This window comes from Pengzhenrongella sicca (genome assembly GCF_017569225.1).
In the GTDB taxonomy this organism is placed as follows: domain Bacteria; phylum Actinomycetota; class Actinomycetes; order Actinomycetales; family Cellulomonadaceae; genus Pengzhenrongella; species Pengzhenrongella sicca.
The window spans coordinates 1474063-1490390 of record NZ_CP071868.1; the positions used below are offsets into that span (position 1 = coordinate 1474063).

General features: G+C 74.0%; 14 protein-coding genes. 9 read left to right on the forward strand and 5 right to left on the reverse strand.

Translation table 11 applies throughout. From position 1 onward, the window contains the following. Positions 1 to 35 precede the first annotated feature (35 nt). Entirely contained in the window at positions 36 to 2288 is a 2253-nt protein-coding gene (locus tag J4E96_RS06710; RefSeq protein ID WP_227424993.1) for an AAA family ATPase, read from the reverse strand. A 266-nt stretch (positions 2289 to 2554) separates the two neighbouring features. On the opposite strand from J4E96_RS06710, the gene J4E96_RS06715 reads away from it, so the two are divergent. Both J4E96_RS06715 and J4E96_RS06720 read left to right on the forward strand, forming a co-directional pair. Further along, positions 2555 to 3493, forward strand: a complete 939-nt coding sequence (locus tag J4E96_RS06715) for a proteasome assembly chaperone family protein (protein ID WP_227424994.1) — start codon at positions 2555 to 2557, stop codon at positions 3491 to 3493. 238 nt (positions 3494 to 3731) lie between these two features. Then, complete coding sequence (locus J4E96_RS06720) at positions 3732 to 3935, forward strand: cold-shock protein (protein ID WP_227424995.1); 204 nt, start codon at positions 3732 to 3734, stop codon at positions 3933 to 3935. Here J4E96_RS06720 and J4E96_RS06725 read toward each other — a convergent pair. After that, a complete protein-coding gene (locus J4E96_RS06725) occupies positions 3932 to 4729 on the reverse strand; it encodes a spermidine synthase (RefSeq protein WP_227424996.1) in 798 nt (265 codons plus the stop codon). The two genes, J4E96_RS06720 and J4E96_RS06725, sit on opposite strands and share 4 nt — an antisense overlap. Positions 4730 to 4979: 250 nt before the next feature. Between J4E96_RS06725 and J4E96_RS06730 the strand changes: the two genes are divergently transcribed. The 3 genes from J4E96_RS06730 (at position 4980) to J4E96_RS06740 (ending at position 7368) form a co-directional block, all read left to right on the forward strand. After that, positions 4980 to 5549 (forward strand): SAV_6107 family HEPN domain-containing protein, encoded by a 570-nt coding sequence (locus J4E96_RS06730; protein ID WP_227424997.1) that lies wholly within the window; start codon positions 4980 to 4982, stop codon positions 5547 to 5549. 97 nt (positions 5550 to 5646) lie between these two features. Beyond that, a complete protein-coding gene (gene dinB, locus J4E96_RS06735) occupies positions 5647 to 6936 on the forward strand; it encodes a DNA polymerase IV (RefSeq protein ID WP_227424998.1) in 1290 nt (429 codons plus the stop codon). A 36-nt stretch (positions 6937 to 6972) separates the two neighbouring features. Further along, on the forward strand, positions 6973 to 7368 hold the full coding sequence (locus tag J4E96_RS06740) for a DUF3040 domain-containing protein (protein ID WP_227424999.1): 396 nt from the start codon (positions 6973 to 6975) through the stop codon (positions 7366 to 7368). Between the two features lie 66 nt (positions 7369 to 7434). Here the strand turns inward: J4E96_RS06740 and J4E96_RS06745 are convergent, their stop codons facing one another. The 3 genes from J4E96_RS06745 to J4E96_RS06755 are packed head-to-tail and all read right to left on the reverse strand — an operon-like array spanning position 7435 to position 11923. Further along, the gene (locus J4E96_RS06745; RefSeq protein ID WP_227425000.1) at positions 7435 to 9624 is read right to left on the reverse strand and encodes a transglutaminase family protein; all 2190 of its coding nucleotides are present in this window, start codon (positions 9622 to 9624) and stop codon (positions 7435 to 7437) included. Further along, the gene (locus tag J4E96_RS06750) at positions 9621 to 10925 is read right to left on the reverse strand and encodes a DUF58 domain-containing protein (protein ID WP_227425001.1); all 1305 of its coding nucleotides are present in this window, start codon (positions 10923 to 10925) and stop codon (positions 9621 to 9623) included. Before J4E96_RS06750 ends, J4E96_RS06745 begins: the two co-directional genes overlap by 4 nt. Then, complete coding sequence (locus tag J4E96_RS06755) at positions 10922 to 11923, reverse strand: AAA family ATPase (RefSeq protein WP_227425002.1); 1002 nt, start codon at positions 11921 to 11923, stop codon at positions 10922 to 10924. Before J4E96_RS06755 ends, J4E96_RS06750 begins: the two co-directional genes overlap by 4 nt. Before the next feature lie 425 nt (positions 11924 to 12348). Here J4E96_RS06755 and mraZ point away from each other — a divergent pair, with 425 nt between their 5' ends. The 4 genes from mraZ to J4E96_RS06775 all read left to right on the forward strand — a co-directional run bounded on the left by mraZ (position 12349) and on the right by J4E96_RS06775 (position 16300). Continuing rightward, entirely contained in the window at positions 12349 to 12813 is a 465-nt protein-coding gene (mraZ, locus tag J4E96_RS06760) for a division/cell wall cluster transcriptional repressor MraZ (protein WP_227425003.1), read from the forward strand. 192 nt (positions 12814 to 13005) lie between these two features. Next, positions 13006 to 14001 (forward strand): 16S rRNA (cytosine(1402)-N(4))-methyltransferase RsmH, encoded by a 996-nt coding sequence (rsmH, locus tag J4E96_RS06765; protein WP_227425004.1) that lies wholly within the window; start codon positions 13006 to 13008, stop codon positions 13999 to 14001. Continuing rightward, complete coding sequence (locus tag J4E96_RS06770; RefSeq protein WP_227425005.1) at positions 13998 to 14420, forward strand: hypothetical protein; 423 nt, start codon at positions 13998 to 14000, stop codon at positions 14418 to 14420. Before rsmH ends, J4E96_RS06770 begins: the two co-directional genes overlap by 4 nt. Continuing rightward, entirely contained in the window at positions 14417 to 16300 is a 1884-nt protein-coding gene (locus J4E96_RS06775) for a peptidoglycan D,D-transpeptidase FtsI family protein (RefSeq protein WP_227425006.1), read from the forward strand. Before J4E96_RS06770 ends, J4E96_RS06775 begins: the two co-directional genes overlap by 4 nt. Positions 16301 to 16328 lie beyond the last annotated feature (28 nt).

A 16328-nucleotide genomic window follows, 5' to 3' on the forward strand; every position in this document is an offset into this window, starting at 1 on the left:
CCTCGGACGCCGCGGCACCCTGCAGGAGGCGCCGGTCAGGCCTCGAATCCCCGCGGCAGGCGAGCCGCATGGACCACGCGCAGCTGTCGGGTGGGCCGGGTCATCGCGACGTACAGGTCGCCTGCGTTGGTCGCGCCGACCTCCGCGGGCTCCACCAGGACGACGATGTCGAACTCGAGTCCCTTCGCCTCGCGCGGGGTCAGCACGGTCAGACGGGAGTCGAGCGTCGCCAGCCCCGACCCGATCGCCTCGGCGAGCCCCGCGGCGTCGAGCGCCGCGCGGATCGCGGCCAGCCTCCCCGCGGGCGCGATCACCGCCAGCCGTCCGCCCTCGGCGCCGTCGTCGAGCAGCGCGAGCGCCGTGCCCGCGTGCCGGGCGGCGCCGTCGGCGAGCTGCTCGACGCCCGGGACGCGGTCGACCACGAGAGCGTCGTCGACGTCGCGCGCGGAGGTCAGCTCGCTCACGGGCAGGCGAGCGGCCCGCGCGACGCGCTGGGCGGCGTCGGCCACGGCGGCCGGCGTGCGGTAGTTGACCGTGAGCTCCGCCAGGCGCCAGGTGCCGCGCAGCAGCGGGTCAAGCATCGAGCGCCAGGAGGAGGCGCCCGCGCGGGAGGTCGTCTGCGCGACGTCGCCCACGATGGTCATGGAGCGCGTCGGGACGCGGCGCAGCAGCATCCGCCAGGCCATCGCGGAGAGCTCCTGGGCCTCGTCGACGACGACGTGCGCGTAGGTCCACGACCGGTCCGCGGCGGCGCGTTCGGCCGTCGTCAGGCGCGGGCCGGAGCTTGCGAACCGGTCGGCGAGCAGCTCGGCCGAGACGAGGCCGTCGTTGCCGGAGGACTGGAGCACCTGGCGCGCGTACTCGAGCTCCTTGGTGCGGTTGGCCGCGTCGGCCCGGGACTGCGCGCGCGCCACCTGGTCGTCCTCGCCGAGCAGCTCGGCCGCCTCGTCCAGGAGCGGTACGTCGGCCGGGGTCCACGCCGCGCCGCGCTCGCGCGCGAGCAGCGCCCGCTCGGCCGCGCTGAGCCCGGGGGCCGCCGCGGCGAGCCGCTCCGGCTGCGCGAAGAGGTCGGCGATGAGTTTCTGCGGGGTGAGCGGCATCCACGCGAGGTTGAGCGCGATCCGCACGCCCCGGTCGGCCCGGAGCTCCTCGAGGACGTCGCCGCGCTCGTCGGCGCCGAGCGGGGAGCCCAGCTGCGAGACGTACTGCTCCGCGAGCCGGGACAGCATCTCGCGCACGAACGTGACCCGCGCGAGGTTGTGCGGGCGCCGGTTGCGGCGCGCGCGGGCGATGGCCTCCGCGACGTCGTGCGGCGTGATGGTGATCGAGGTGCCCTCGACGCGCAGCTCCTGCGGCTGCGCGGGAACGCGCTCGCGCTGGCGGACGGCGCGCGCGATGATCGGCGCGAAGTCGGCCCGCCCCTTGATCGCGGCGGCGGCCTCGCTCTCGACGCCGGTCGCCTCGATGCGCGGATACAGCTCCGCGATGGTCGTGGTCACGACGCCGGTCTCCCCGAGCGACGGCAGCACCTGGTCGATGTAGCGCAGGAAGACGCGGCTCGGCCCGATCAGCAGCACGCCGGAGCGCTCGAGCAGGCGGCGGTGGGAGTAGAGCAGGTACGCGGCGCGGTGCAGCGCGACGGCCGTCTTGCCGGTGCCGGGACCGCCCTGCACCACCAGGGCGCCGCCCAGCTCGGCCCGGATGATCGCGTCCTGCTCGGCCTGGATGGTCGCGACGATGTCGCCCATCCGGCCCGTACGGCCGGCGGCGAGCGCGGCGAGCAGCGCACCCTCGCCGGCGAGGCCGCTGAGCTGCCCGTCGCCGGTCGCGCCCGGATCGTCGAGGGCGTCGAGGTCGAGCACCTCGTCCTCGATGCCGGTGACGGAGCGCCGGCGCGTCACGAGGTGCCGGCGGCGGACGACGCCATCGGGCCGCGCCGAGGTCGCGCGGTAGAACGACTGCGCCGCGGGAGCGCGCCAGTCCGTCAGCATCGACGTGTGCTCGGCGTCGGTGAGCCCGATCCGGCCGATGTAGCGCTGCTCGCCGTCGGTGAGGTCGAGGCGCCCGAACGCGAGCCGGTCCTCCACCGCCTCAAGCTGAGCGATGCGGTCCTCGTAGAGCGTCGCGAACGCGTCGCGCTCGCTCCGGTTCTGCGGCGAGCCCGACGGCCCCTCGTGCCGGATCTCGCGCAGCCGTTCCCGGTTCTGTGCGCGCAGCGCGTCCAGCCGGTCGTAGAGCTCGTCGACCAGCTTCTGCTCGCCGCGCAACTCCGACTCACGACCCGCCATCGTGTGCAGCCCCCCTGAGCTCTGTGCGGCCCTGCGGCCGTCCGCCCGTCGGGGCGACCGTCCATTATCCGCTCCCGTGCGTGGTCTGCATACCCGGCGTGCCGAGGCGCCTACGCTGGAGGTCCCGCCGGCGCGCCCCGAGGCGCCCGCCGCGACGGCGCCCGGCCGTCGCGGGAAGGATCCGCCGTGCCACGGCGTTAACCGTTGATCTAGGGGCTGCAGCCCGTCAGGGTCGGCAGCTGCTGACGGAACGAAAGTGGGAAAACATGCTCGATCCACGCGAGATCTACGAGGTCGAAGCCGACGCCGCCGAGCTGCTGGACGCCCGGAAGGTGCGCACGCAGGCCGGCCCGGTGCTGGTGCACGCGATCCGCGGATTCGTCGACGCCGGCAGCGCGGGACAGCTCGCGGCCGCGCACCTCGCCGACGACCTGACCACGACCCGCCTGGCGACCTTCGACGTCGACCAGCTGCTCGACTACCGCTCGCGTCGGCCGGCGATGACGTTCGACTCGACGACCTGGAGCGCCTACGCGGAGCCCGAGCTCGTGCTCGACGTGGTGCACGACGTCGAGGGTGTGCCGTTCCTGCTCCTGCACGGCATGGAGCCCGACGTGCAGTGGGAGCGCTACGCGGCCGCGGTCGAGCAGATCGTGGAGCGGTTCGACGTTCCCTTGACGATCGCCATCCACGGGATCCCGATGGGCGTGCCGCACACCCGGCCCCTGTCGGTCACGGCGCACGCGACCCGGCCCGAGCTCATCGCCGACCACACCTCGTGGTTCGGTGCGGTGCAGGTCCCGGCGAGCGCGAGCGCGCTCGTGGAGTACCGCCTCGGCCAGTCGGGCCACGACGCGATGGGCTTCGCGGTGCACGTGCCGCACTACCTCGCGCAGTCGCCGTTCCCGCAGGCGAGCATCACCGCGATCGAGAACCTGCAGCGCGCGACGGGGCTCGACCTGCGCGTCAGCGACCTGACGGACGCTGCGCGCGAGGCGACCGAGGAGATCGACCGCCAGGTCGAGGCGTCCGGTGAGGTCAAGGCCGTGGTGCTGGCGCTCGAGGAGCAGTACGACAGCTTCGCCCGCTCGATCGGCCGGACCAACCTCCTCGCGGAGACGTCCGAGATCCCGACGGCCGACGAGCTGGGCGCCGAGTTCGAGCGGTTCCTGGCCCAGCAGGGCGGCGACGGCGCGGGGCACTGATCCCGCGACCATGGCCCCCGCGAGGTGCTCGGCATGGCACCGGTCATCGTGACCGAACTGTGACCTGCGAAGGACAGTTCGGGCGGGCCAAGCCCCAGCGGATCTGGGGCCGCCGTGAGACGATTTTGCCCGCTGCAGTGACGTACTGACGCTCGTCGTGGGCAAGGACATTGTGGCAGGCGATCGGGCACAAGGCCCGCTCGTCGAAGTTCCCCGGCTGGACAGAAGGACACAGAACATGGCACAGGGTGCTGTCAAGTGGTTCAACGCTGAGAAGGGCTTTGGGTTCATCGCCCAGGACGGCGGCGGCGCCGACGTCTTCGTCCACTACTCGGCCATCGAGAGCCAGGGCTACCGCTCGCTCGACGAGGGCCAGCGCGTCGAGTTCGAGATCACCCAGGGACCGAAGGGCCCCCAGGCAGAGCAGGTCCGCCCGCTCTAGATCGCAGACTCGGAATTCGGCTGAGGCCTCACCCGTGCGGGTGGGGCCTCAGTCGCATCCGGGCCGACGACGTCGGCGTCGACCAGCGGCTTGGCGCGGCCCGCGAAGGCCGTGAGCTCGGCTCCGTGCAGGAGCCGCGTGGGCGCGGGCAACGACCGGATGGCGCGGGCCAGGTCGGCCGACCCGAGCAGTCCCGGTCGGTCCGAGCCCGCGAGGACGAGGTTGCCGTACCTCCGGCCGCGTAGCTGACCCGGCTCGGCGATCGCCGCCACGTCGGCGAACTCGGCGAGCAGCGTCGCGACCTCCGCCTTCGCGTGGTCGAGCGGCGGGCGGTCCGCGCAGTTCGCGAGGTAGACCCCGCCGGGGCGCAGCACGCGGGCCGCATCCGCCGTGAACTCACGGGTCGTGACGTGCGCCGGCGTGACCGCCCCCGCGAACACGTCGCGGATGATGACGTCGGCGCTCGCGGAGGGTAGGCCGGCGAGCTCGGCACGGGCATCGCCCGTGCGCAGCCGGAGCAACGGCGCTCGCGGCAGGTCGAACCACGTGCGCACGAGCGAGGCGAGGGTCGCGTCGAGCTCGATCGCCAGCTGGTGCGAACCCGGCCGGACGACCTCCAGATAACGGGCCATCGTGCAGCCCGCCGCGCCGAGGTGCACCACGCGCAGCGGTGCCGGCGCGGCGCCGAGGCGCTCGATCACCGCCGCCATCTGCTGCATGTACTCGAACTCGAGCCGCGTCGGGTCGGTCAGGTCGAGGTGCGAGCTCGGCACGCCGTTGAGGTACACGGTCACCGCGCCCGGGTCGTGCCGCTCGCGCCGGAGCTCGACCGTCCCGGTCGAGACGGGGACGAGGCCGTCGGGTAGCTCAGGAGGGGATGTGGGTGCCCGGTGAGACGCTGGGCGTGCTCGCCGGCTCGGGGTACTGCCGCGACCGGCCATGGGCTCACGGTACGGGCTGGGCGGTGCCGCTGGTCGGGAACGTCTGGACAACGGGCTTGACGACATCGAACAGGTGTTCGATACTGAGACAGGAGGTGCTCCGATGAGCCGAACAGACCGCACCGCAGCAGACCGCACCGCAGCCGAGGGCGGCGCCGTTCTCACGAGCAGGGCCCCATCCGCGGGCAGCGCCCCGTCCGTTTCCCGCGCGGCCGATCAGGCTGTGCCGCTGCACTCGGTCCCCCTCCCGGCTACCGCTGTCGACCTCCTGACTCGCGCCGAGGCCGAGCTGCTCGCCGCACAGTTCTCGAACGACCCCGGCGAGCGGTTCGTGCACGCGCACCTTGCCGGCCTGCGGGCCGCGTCCGCCGTGCTTGCCGTTCGCGGCCGGCCCGGCGGCCGACGCGCGCCGCGCACGGTCTGGGAGATGCTCGATGCCGTGGCCCCCGAGGTCGAGACGTGGTCGGCCTACTTCGCCGGCGGCGCCGGCCTGCGTCGGGCGGTCGAGGCCGGCCGGTCCGACGCCGTCGATGCTGCCCGTGCCGAGGAGGTCCTGTGCGCGGCGGAGGACTTCCTGGACGAGGTCGGCGAACTGCTTGCCCGCGCGGCGCTCGGCGGCGGCGCGGGGGCGGTCCCGGCGCGGCCGCGCTCGCTCGCCGTCCGGGCTTCGTGAAGCGGGCGACGTCGTGCTGGTCCACCTCGTGAGCATGGGTACGTGCGTGAGCACGGAGACGTCGTGAGTACCGTGACGTCGTGAGCAGGGCCACGTCGTGAGCCGGACCTCTGGGCCAGCGCTCGGGCGCCGTGACTGGGGCCGGGAAGAGGACGGCGCCTCGATCCTGCACGTCGACATGGACGCGTTCTTCGCCTCCGTCGAGCTCGCACGTCGACCGCACCTGCGGGGCAAACCGGTGATCGTGGGCGGCTCGGAACGCTCGGTGGTCCTCGCCGCGACGTACGAGGCGCGCGCGTTCGGCGTGCACTCCGCGATGCCGATGCAGGTGGCGTTGCGGATGTGCCCGCAGGCCGTCGTCGTGCCCCCCGACATGGCCGCCTACCGGGAGGTGTCGACCGGGGTGATGGAGATCCTCGGCGACGTGACGACGCTCGTCGAACAGGCGAGCGTCGACGAGGCGTTCCTCGACGTCTCGGGTGCCCGGCGCCGGCTCGGCCCGCCCACGGTGATCGCGGCCCGGATCCGGGAGCGGGTCCGTGCTCAGCACGGGATCACCTGCTCGGTCGGGATCGCGAGCACGAAGTTCGTGGCCAAGATCGCCTCTGGGCGCGCGAAGCCGGACGGTGTCCTGCTCATCCCTCGGGACGCCGCCGTGCCGTTCCTGCGCGAGCTTCCGGTCGGAGCGCTGTGGGGGGTGGGGGAGCGCACCGAGGTCGCGCTCGCCCGCTGGGGAATCCGGTCGGTCGCCGAGCTCGCGGACAGCGACGTCTCGACAATCCAGCGGGCGGTTGGCAAGGTTGCCGGGGCGCACCTGCATGATCTCGCGTGGGGGCGCGATCCGCGGCCGGTGTCCCCGGGTCGGACGGACAAGAGCATCAGCGCCGAGACGACCTTTCCGGTCGACCTGACCGACCTCGCCGTCGTGCAGACGCACGCCCTCGCGCTCGCGGACCGGTGCGCCGGTCGGTTGCGCGCCGAGGGACTGGTCACCCGGACGGTGAGCATCAAGGTCAGGACCTCCGACTTCCGCACCCTGACCCGGGCACGGACGCTGCCGGCGCCGACGGACGTCGGCAGGGAGATCTACCTCGTCGCACGCGAACTCCTCGCCGGCGTCGACCTCGGCGGCCTGGCGATCCGGCTCGTCGGCGTGCGCGCGGAGGGGCTGTCGGCTGCGGCGAGCACCGCGCAGCAGCCGACCCTCGAGGAGGCCGTCGGGGACGAGCAGCTCGGCCGACGCAAGGCGGAGCAGGCGATGGATCTGGTGCGGAGCAGATTCGGCCTCGAATCGATCCGAGCGGCGTCCGTTGCTGTGGTCAAGGACACCAAAGACAGGGTCACCCCTTCTTCAACTACCGCGGACGCCAATCGGGACCTATTCTGATGTCGACAAGTCCCAGCGGGTAGTGCGGAGGTACTGATGCCTCTCTCCGAGTACGAGCAGCGCGTACTGGAGCAGATGGAGCGACAGCTCACGTCTGACGACCCCAGGCTCGCCAACACTCTTCAGTCGACCGGACATCGAACCGTGGGTCGATGGGTCCTCGCCGGCTCGGGATTCGTGGTCGGGATGCTCGTCCTGGTCGCCGGTGCGGCCGGCTCCCGGTTGTGGTTGGGAGTGATCGGCTTCCTCCTGATGTTCGCGGCGTGCGTCTTCGCCTTCGCGGCTCCTCGAGCGACCGGTCCGACGGGTGTGGTCAACGCCAAGGGTGGGGTGACCCCCCGCGCCGGCGCGGCGGCCAAGAAGTCGGGCGGCGGGCTCCTGCGCAAGTTCGAGCAGCGCTGGGACCGGCGCCGCGATCAGGACGGTCACTAGCAGCCCTGATCTGGTCTACCGACGACCTGGTCTCACCGACGACCTGGTCTCACCGACGGACCGGTCTCACCCGACGCGCTCGGACGACCGAGTCGATCGGGCGAGTTCGCGCACTATGGCGCGCACATAGTCCTCGAGCTCGCCGTGCTCGAGCGGGCGCGGGGCGGGCGCGTACCGGGTCTCCTCGAGCGCGCGCACGAGGGCGTTCAGTGCCGCCCCGGCCTCCGGCCCGAGCGGGCCGTCGATGCGCCGCTCGAGCTCGGACACGATGAGCACTGCCGCCTGTCGGGGCGTGCGGGCGTCGCTCCACGTGATGCCCGCCGCCGCCAGCCGGCCGCGTAGGCGGGTCCAGGCGACCTCCGGATCGAGGCCGACCGCGGCGGCGGACCGGCGTCGGCGCCACCACCAGCCGAGCCCGACGAGGAACATCAGGGAGCCGGCGGCGCCGGCCGCGATCCGCAGCGGGCGGTCGGAGTCGGCCGCGGCGCTGGCGGGGCCTGCCTGCGGAGCCTGGCTCGGGGCGGCGCTCGGGACCGCGCCCTCGTCGCGCGGGTTCGGCTCGGGGACCGGCGCGTTGCCGGTCGAGGCGAACGGGTCGGCCCAGCGCGGCGGCGAGCCGGACTGGACGGCCGGCGTCGGCTCGAAGCGCACCCAACCCGCCCCGGGGAAGTACAGCTCGGGCCAGGCGTGGGAGTCCCTGCCGGTCACGACCTGCGTGCCCGTGTCGTCGGCCGTGCCGGGCAGGAAGCCGACGCCGAGCCGCGCCGGGATGCCGAGCGTCCGGGCGAGCAGCGTCATCGCCGTGCCGAACTGGACGCAGTACCCGGTCCGGCTTTGCAGGAAGTCCCAGACGGCGTCGTCGCTGCGCGCGGGCGGGACCTCGGTGTCGTAGGTGAAGTTCTGCGCGCTGCGCAGGTAGGACTGCAGCGCGAGCGCCTGCTCGTACGTGCCGTCCGCCGCCGAGGCGATCTCCGCGGCCGCCGCGGCGACGTCGTCGGAGTGCGACGTCCGGGGAACCTCGAGGTACTGGTCGAGGTCCGCCGGGTAGGTCACGTCGGCGCCCCGGAGGCCGTCGGCGGTCAGGTCGAGGAGCTCGACCTCCATCGTGTAGGACATCCCGGGGCGCGTGACGCTGGGGCGGTTCACCTCGTCGCGCTCCGCGTCGTAGGTCCACCGCCCGGCCGAGTCGAGCGTGCGGGGCATCACCGGGACCGGCAGGCGCTCCTCGCGCAGGCCGCGGATCGTCACGTCGACGCTGGTCGTGGTCGGTTGGGCCTCCCCGGCCGGGCGGTCGGCGAGGTCCCGCGCGGGCCACAGCAGCGCGTCGTCGGCGGCGACCCCAGCCGTGCGGGTGTCGCGCGACCAGTTCTCGCCGTCGAAGTCTCGCAGCGTGAAGACGCGAAGCGGGCCGACCCCGACGGGGTCGGCGCGATAGGTCAGGACGACCTCGCTCGACCGGGCGCCCAGGCTCTCGCGCAGGTCGAGGTCCTGCGCGAGCTGCAGGGACCCGGTCGAGACCGCGCCGAGGCTCGGCAGGCTCAGGGTCGCGAAGCCGGGCAGCGACCCGGCGAGCGGGGAGAGCGCGAGCGCGCCGACCGTCACGGTCGCCGCGCCGGCGGCGGCGAGCCCCGCGCGCCGCGGCCCGTCGCTCGAGCGCCGCGAGCCCCGCGACCCGGGCGGCGGGGCGGCGGTCAGGGCGAGCAGCAGGACGTACGCGGCGGCGGCGCCGACGAAGGCCAAGCCGCTCCCGGGCCGGCCGAGGGTGATGCCTGGCAGCCACAGCGCGAGCAGCGCGAGGCCGGACCAGGCCGGTGCCCCGAGCCCGAGGGCGAGGAGGTCGACGACGAGCAGCACGAGCAGCGCCCCGCCGACGATGAGGAGCTCGAGCGCCGGGATGGCCTCGACCGGTGGCCGCGACATGTCCGTGTAGGCCAGTCCGGCCCGGAAGGTGTCGCCCAGGCGCGCCAACGAGGCCGTGCTCGGCACCGGCTGGAAGCGGCCGGGCGGGCTGGCGTAGGCGGCCAACAGCCCGAGGCCGACGGCGAGCCCGCCGACGAGCGTCGGCGCCCACCACGCGGTCGTCGTGCTGCGCAGGACCGCGAGGAGCGCGGCGAGCGCGATGACGGCGGCTGCACCCACGGGCAGCCAGCGGCCGGGGGCGACCGCGCCGGTCAGCGACAGCAGGCTCGCGCTCACGGCGAGCGCGCACAGCGCGCCCGCGAGCCACGTGCGCGCGCCGCCGGGGACCGGGCTCATCGGCTCGTCCCCAGCAGGCGGTGCCAGCAGTCGGCGAGATCCTCACCCGGCGTCGCCGCGCACGCCCGCCAGCCAGCCCGGCGCAGCGCCGCGAGCGTGTGCTCGGCCTCGCGTCGCGGGACGCCGGCGCTGGTCGGCACCCGCACCACGGCGAGCGAGTCGTTGAAGTCGCCGACCCGGGCGAGCGAGCCGCGCGCGGCGGCGGACAGTGGCCCGACCACCGCGAAGACCAGCGCCGAGCCGGATCCGGGGGCCGTGAGCTCGTGTGCGGCGGCGAGCAGGTCCTCCTCGACGGCGAGCTCGGTGGTCGCGGGCTCCAGGTCGACCGTGAGGTCGAGCAGGTCGACCCGCGCCGTGCCGGCCGCGCCCCCACGCAGGTGTCGCAGGCGCAGCGTGGGGTCGATGTGCGCGCCGCCCGCGCCGGGGCGCCCGCCGAGGAGCCGGACGGGGTGCCCGGCCCCGAGCAGGGCGAGGCCCATCGAGGCGCCCAGCGCTACGGTCCACTCGATCCCGGCCCGGTCTGCCGGCAGGTCCAGCAGGACGCTCGCGGGGCGCAGGCCGGCCCGCTCGTCGCTGCGGACCAGGAGCTCGCCGCGGCGAGCGGAGCTCGCCCAGTGCACGCGCCGTAGGTCGTCGCCCTCGCGGTAGTCCCGCAGTGCGGCGTCGTCCGTGGACGGTGAGCGCGCGCCCAGCGCGACCCGATCCGGCTCGCCGACCAGGGCGCCGCGCGGCAGCGGCAGCTCGACCACCTCCGGCCAGACGGCGACCTCGGCCTGCTCGCCGAGCGTCGCGCGGCTCTGGGCGACGCCGAACGGGTCCGTCCGCCGCACCACGAGCGGGCCGAGCGGCCAGCGACCGCGGCGCGTGGGCTGGATCGGGTAGGTCAGCGCGATGAGGCCGGGGGCGCGCACGACGCGGGCGCGCAGGGTGAGCCCGCCCGACACCTGGGTCGCGGCCTGCTCGCCCAGATGCAGCTCGGCGAGGCGGGTGCGTCCGCCCGGGGACCCCGCCCGGATCTCGACCCGGACCGACGCGGGGCTGCCCGCGGCCACGGGGTTCGGGACGATCGTGCGGACCACCTGGAGCGGGTGCCGGCCCCGCGCCGGGTCGACGACGACGAGCCAGGCCGTGCCGGCGACGACGACGAGCGGCCCGAGCAGGCCCAGCCGCGTCAGGTCGGCCGACCCCAGGCCGACCCCGACCGTCGCGAGGGCGATGCCGGTGAGCCCGAGCCCGACGCCCCGCGCGGTCAGCCGAACCTGGCCGGGCAGCACGGCGTCGAGCCACCCGCGCGCGTTCACCCCGTCGCTCGGCGGCTGCGCGTGAGGGAGCCGGCCGGGGGCAGGGCGGTCCGGGCGACGACGGTCCGCACGACGTCCGCGGTCGTTCGGCCGGACAGCCGCGACTCGGTGCTCGGCAGGAGGCGGTGGGCGAGCACGTGCTCGGCGAGGGCCTGCACGTCGTCGGGCAGCACGTGGTCGCGACCGGAGAGCGCGGCGAACGCCTTCGAGGCACGCAACAGCTGGATCGCCGCGCGCGGCGAGGCGCCCAGCCGCAGGCCGGTGTCCTCCCGCGTGGCCCGCACGAGCTCGACGACGTAGCTCTTGATCGCGGGCGACGCGTACAGCCGGCGCGCGGTCGCGATCAGCCGCTCGACCTGCGCGGCGTCGGTCACGGGCCGCAGCTCGGCGAGCGGGTCGGTGACCTCCTGGCGGTCGAGCAGGTCGAGCTCGGCGTCCCGGTCGGGGTAGCCCACCGTGAGCCGGGCCATGAACCGATCGCGCTGCGCCTCGGGCAGCGGGTACGTGCCCTCCATCTCGACCGGGTTCTGGGTCGCGATCACGAGGAACGGGCGCGGCAGCTGGTAGGTGAGCCCGTCGATCGTCGCCTGCGCCTCCTGCATGCACTCGAGCAGCGCGGACTGCGTCTTGGGCGACGCGCGGTTGATCTCGTCGCCGATCACGATGTTCGAGAACACCGGGCCAGGCCGGAACTCGAACTCGTGCGTCTGCGCGCGGAAGATGTTGACCCCGGTCAGGTCGCTCGGCAGCAGGTCCGGGGTGAACTGGATCCGGCCGACGGTGCAGTCGATGCTGCGGGCGAGCGCCTTGGCGAGCGTGGTCTTGCCGACGCCGGGGACGTCCTCCAGCAGGAGGTGCCCCTCGCCGAGCAGGACCGCGACGGTCAGCCGGACGAGCTCGGGCCGGCCGGCGATCACCTGCTCGATGCCGTCCCGAATCTTCTGGGTGACCTCGACCAGCTCGTCCAGCTCCGTCGAGGACGGCACGGCCTGAAGCATGCTGACTCCTTCGTCGACCACCCCGGACACGCAATGCCCCGAGCCTAGGTGACGGGCCTGCGTCGGGCGACGGTTACGCGGGTCTGGACCTGCCGCCAGATCGCTCCAGACGGGCCTCCACATCGCTCCACCCGGGCGCTCGCGGGTGCCTCCTGCGCCCCCGCCGCCCCGCGCCGCGTCTCGTCGCGGCCCCGATCGCGCCTGCGCGGCGGTTGCCCGCGCCCCGCATCCCGACCGCGCGGTCCGCCGCGCGCGGCGCGGGCGCGCGGGCGCGAAGAATCCCTCCACCGGACTTTGCGCCCACGACCTGCATCGATGTCCCCAGCTGCGCCCATTCGAGGGATCTGAACCGTTGACGGTGGAGCGAAGTGGAGTACGGTGGGGCCAATTGGTGAGGCGTGGCGGCGAGGGGAGATCGGCTTTCGATGAGCGATCTCTTCGGCGGCGGCCACGCGGTCTTCCTGGGCACCTACACGCCCCGGCTCGATGACAAGGGGCGGCTGATCCTGCCCGCCAAGTTCCGAGGTCAGCTCGCCGGGGGCCTGGTCATGACCCGCGGGCAGGAGCACTGCCTGTTCTTGCTGCCGATCGAGGAGTTTCGCCGGATGCACGACGAGATCCGGCAGGCGCCCGTGACGAGCAAGCAGGCCCGCGACTACCTGCGTGTCTTCCTCTCGGGCGCCAGTGATGAGGTTCCCGACAAGCAGGGGCGCATCTCGATCCCGCCGATCCTGCGCACCTACGCGGGGTTGGACCGTGAGGTCGCGGTCATCGGCGCCGGCAGCCGGGTTGAGATCTGGGACCTGGCCGCGTGGGAGACCTACCTCGCCGACCAGGAGGAGGGCTACGCCGACACCGCCCAGGAGGTCCTGCCGCACGGCCCGTTCTGAACCGCTCGACGCACCGACAGCGCACCACCCCGCGCCGTCCGATGAGGTCTCCTCCCGCCCACGCTGGCGCACTTCCCCGGTGCCAGAAGGTCGGTGGGGAACCTGGTCGGACGGCACGCCAGCACACCGCCCCGCACCTCAGCACCTCGACACCCCAACACCCCAACACCCCAACACCCTTGAAGGAGATCGATGACCGAGTCGCGCGACACGGCAGACCGGCACACGCCGGTCATGCTCGCGCGCTGTCTCGAGCTCCTCGCGCCCGCGCTCGAGGTGCCTGGTGCCGTGCTGGTCGACTCGACGCTCGGCATGGGCGGGCACACCGAGGCCGTGCTCCGCGCCTTCCCGCGCGTGCGCGTCGTCGGCCTCGATCGCGACCCGCAGGCGCTCGAGCTCGCTGGCCGGCGCCTCGCCCCGTTCGGTGACCGCTTCACCGGCGTGCACGCCGTCTACGACGACATCGCCGACGTCGTGCACACGCGGCTCGGACTCGGTTCGGTGCAGGCGGTCCTGATGGACCTCGGGGTGTCCTCGCTGCAGCTCGACGAGGTGGAGCGCGGTTTCTCCTACGCCCAGGACGCGCCGCTGGACATGCGCATGGACCCGACGACCGGGCCGACGGCAGCCGACGTCGTCAACACCTACGACGAGCGCGAGCTGGTCCGCATCCTGCGCGAGTACGGCGAGGAGCGGTACGCCCAGCGCATCGCGCGCAACATCGTCGCGTTCCGCGAGCGGGTGCCGATGACCCGGACGGGCGAGCTCGTGCAGATCCTGCGCGCGAGCATCCCCGCCGCGACCCGCAAGACCGGCGGCCACCCCGGCAAGCGCACGTTCCAGGCCCTGCGCATCGAGGTGAACCGCGAGCTCGAGTCGCTCGAGCGCGCCCTGCCCGCCTCGATCGAGGTGCTGGCCGTCGGCGGCCGGATCGTCGTGGAGGCCTACCAGTCGCTCGAGGACCGCCTCGTCAAGCGCGCGTTCGCCCGCGGCGCGACGTCGAGCGCGCCCGTCGACCTGCCGGTCGAACCGGAGACCCACAAGCCGTACCTGCGGCTCGTCACGCGCGGCGCCGAGGAGGCCGGCGCGGCCGAGCTCGAGTCCAACCCGCGCTCGCAGTCGGTCCGCCTGCGGGCGGCCGAACGGCTGCGACCGACGCCGGTGCACATGCGGCGGCGAGAGCCGTGAGCCCGCAGCCCCAGCCGCAGTCCTTCGCGCCCGCGCCGCGCCCCGCCGCCGCGCCCGGGCGCACGCGCGCGCCCGCCCCGCGCCTGCGCCTCGTGCGGGCGCCCCAGTCGACCCGCACTCGCGCGCCGTTCGTCATCGTCTGCATCGCGATCCTCGTCGGCGCGCTGCTCGGCGCGCTTGTGCTGAACACCACCATGGCGCGCGGCTCGTACGAGGCGCACGACCTGCAGATCGAGCTTGCGACCCTGGCGCGCACCGAGCAAGGGCTGAGCACGCAGCTGCTCGCGCACAAGGCGCCGGGCCAGCTCGCGGCGTCGGCACGGGCTCTGGGCATGGTCCCGGCGCCAGAGCTCGCGTTCCTGCGGCTGTCCGACGGCGCGATCCTCGGCTCGCCGACGCCGGCGGGACCGGCGGGATGACCGCGCGCTCCTCCGGCGGACCGCGGCAGCCCGCCAACAAGCAGCCCGCCAACAAGCAGCCCGCCAACAAGCAGCCCGCCGGCACACGGCCGGCCAACCGGCAGCCAGCGGCGCGCCCCGCGCGGCAGGCCACGTCGGCGAGCCGGCAGGGACGCCGGCACACCGCGATGACGGTCGTCGTGCTCGTCGTGCTGACGATCTTCGCCGGCCGGCTCGTGTACGTGCAGGGGCTGCGGGGCGAGGCGGTCGCCGCGGAGGCGCTCGACGAGCGCATGAGCACGGCGAAGCTGACCGCCGACCGGGGCGAGATCACCGACGCGAACGGCGAGGTGCTCGCGACCTCCGTCGAGCGGTACACGCTGTGGGTCAATCAGGTCGACATCGCGGCGTGGAAGCGGACCTCCGGCGGCAAGGTCGTCTCTGCGGGGGCCGCGGGTGCGGCGGCCGAGCTCGCGCCGCTGCTCGAGCTCGACGCCGCCGCGCTCGGCGCCCAGCTCGTCGGCGAGAAGTCCTACCTCGTGCTCAAGCGCGACGTCCTGCCCGAGGTCTGGCGCGCGGTGCGCGAGCTCGGGATCGCCGGGGTCAACGCCGACCGGGTGCCGGAGCGCGTCTACCCCGCGGGCAACGTCGGCGGCAACATCATCGGCTGGGTCGACAACGACGGCATCGGCCAGGAGGGCCTCGAGCGCGCCCTGAACGACTCGCTCACGGGTACCGACGGGTCGTCCCGGTGGGAGCGCGGGCTCGGCGGCCAGCAGATCCCCGGCGGCAAGCAGGAGACGACCCCCGCCGTCGCGGGCGAGGACGTCCAGCTGACGATCCTGCGCGACCTGCAGTGGAAGGCGCAGGACGCGCTCGACAAGGCGGTCGCCGACACCGGCGCCGACTCCGCCTCGCTGATCGTGACCCACATCCCGACGGGCGAGATCCTCGCGCTCGCCGACTCCGGCGCCGTCGACCCCAACGACCCGGGCGCGACCGAGGCCGACTCGCGCATCTCGCGCGCGCTGTCCAACGTGTTCGAGCCCGGCTCGACCGCGAAGGTCATCACGATGGCCGCGGCGATCGAGACGGGCGTCGCGGCCCCGCTCGACCAGTGGCAGGTGCCTTACCAGTACACGACCGAGAACAACCAGACCTTCAAGGACTCGCACGAGCACGACCTGTTGAACCTGACCACGGCGGGCGTGCTCGCCGAGTCGTCCAACACCGGCACCGTGATGATCGGCCAGAACATCCCGCAGCAGGTGCGCTACGACTACCTCGCGAAGTTCGGCTTCGGCAAACGCACGGGGATCGAGCTGCCGGGGGAGTCGGCCGGGATCCTGCACCCCGCGGACGAGTGGGACGGGCGCACCAAGTACGCCGTCCTGTTCGGCCAGGGGCTGTCCGTCACCGCCCTCCAGGCGACCCAGGCCTTCGCGATCATCGGCGGGGGTGGGGTGGCCATGACGCCGCACATCATCAAGGGCCGCACGGGCGCCGACGGCGTCTACACCCCGACGCCCATCGCCGCCGGCACCCAGGTGATCTCGGCCGAGACCGCGGCGACCGTGCTGAAGATGATGGAGAGCGCAGTCGACGAGGGCACCGGCTCGGCGGCCGCGATCCCGGGCTACCGCGTCGCGGGCAAGACCGGGACGGCGCAGGCCTGGGCGACCGACGGCTCGGTCGGGATCACGGCGTCGTTCATCGGCGTCGCGCCCGTCGACGACCCGCAGATCGCGGTGAGCGTCATCATGAACAACCCGCGGTCGTCCGAATGGGGCGGCACCGTCGCCGCGCCGGTGTTCGGCGACGTCGCCGGCTACGCCCTGCAGATGCTCAAGGTCGCGCCCAGCGGGAGCGCTCCGGACGTTTTCGCGACCACCTTCCCGTGACCGGCCAACCGGGCGCAACGCCGGTGCG

Excerpts from the sequence above, each read along its gene's own strand:
- J4E96_RS06730 (WP_227424997.1), top strand. The coding sequence starts at position 4,980 with ATGAGCCGAACAGACCGCACCGCAGCAGACCGCACCGCAGCCGAGGGC.
- J4E96_RS06775 (WP_227425006.1), top strand. The coding sequence starts at position 14,417 with ATGACCGCGCGCTCCTCCGGCGGACCGCGGCAGCCCGCCAACAAGCAG.
- J4E96_RS06720 (WP_227424995.1), top strand. The coding sequence starts at position 3,732 with ATGGCACAGGGTGCTGTCAAGTGGTTCAACGCTGAGAAGGGCTTTGGG.
- J4E96_RS06745 (WP_227425000.1), bottom strand. The coding sequence starts at position 9,624 with ATGAGCCCGGTCCCCGGCGGCGCGCGCACGTGGCTCGCGGGCGCGCTG.
- J4E96_RS06715 (WP_227424994.1), top strand. The coding sequence starts at position 2,555 with ATGCTCGATCCACGCGAGATCTACGAGGTCGAAGCCGACGCCGCCGAG.
- J4E96_RS06740 (WP_227424999.1), top strand. The coding sequence starts at position 6,973 with ATGCCTCTCTCCGAGTACGAGCAGCGCGTACTGGAGCAGATGGAGCGA.
- J4E96_RS06755 (WP_227425002.1), bottom strand. The coding sequence starts at position 11,923 with ATGCTTCAGGCCGTGCCGTCCTCGACGGAGCTGGACGAGCTGGTCGAG.
- J4E96_RS06710 (WP_227424993.1), bottom strand. The coding sequence starts at position 2,288 with ATGGCGGGTCGTGAGTCGGAGTTGCGCGGCGAGCAGAAGCTGGTCGAC.
- mraZ (WP_227425003.1), top strand. The coding sequence starts at position 12,349 with ATGAGCGATCTCTTCGGCGGCGGCCACGCGGTCTTCCTGGGCACCTAC.
- rsmH (WP_227425004.1), top strand. The coding sequence starts at position 13,006 with ATGACCGAGTCGCGCGACACGGCAGACCGGCACACGCCGGTCATGCTC.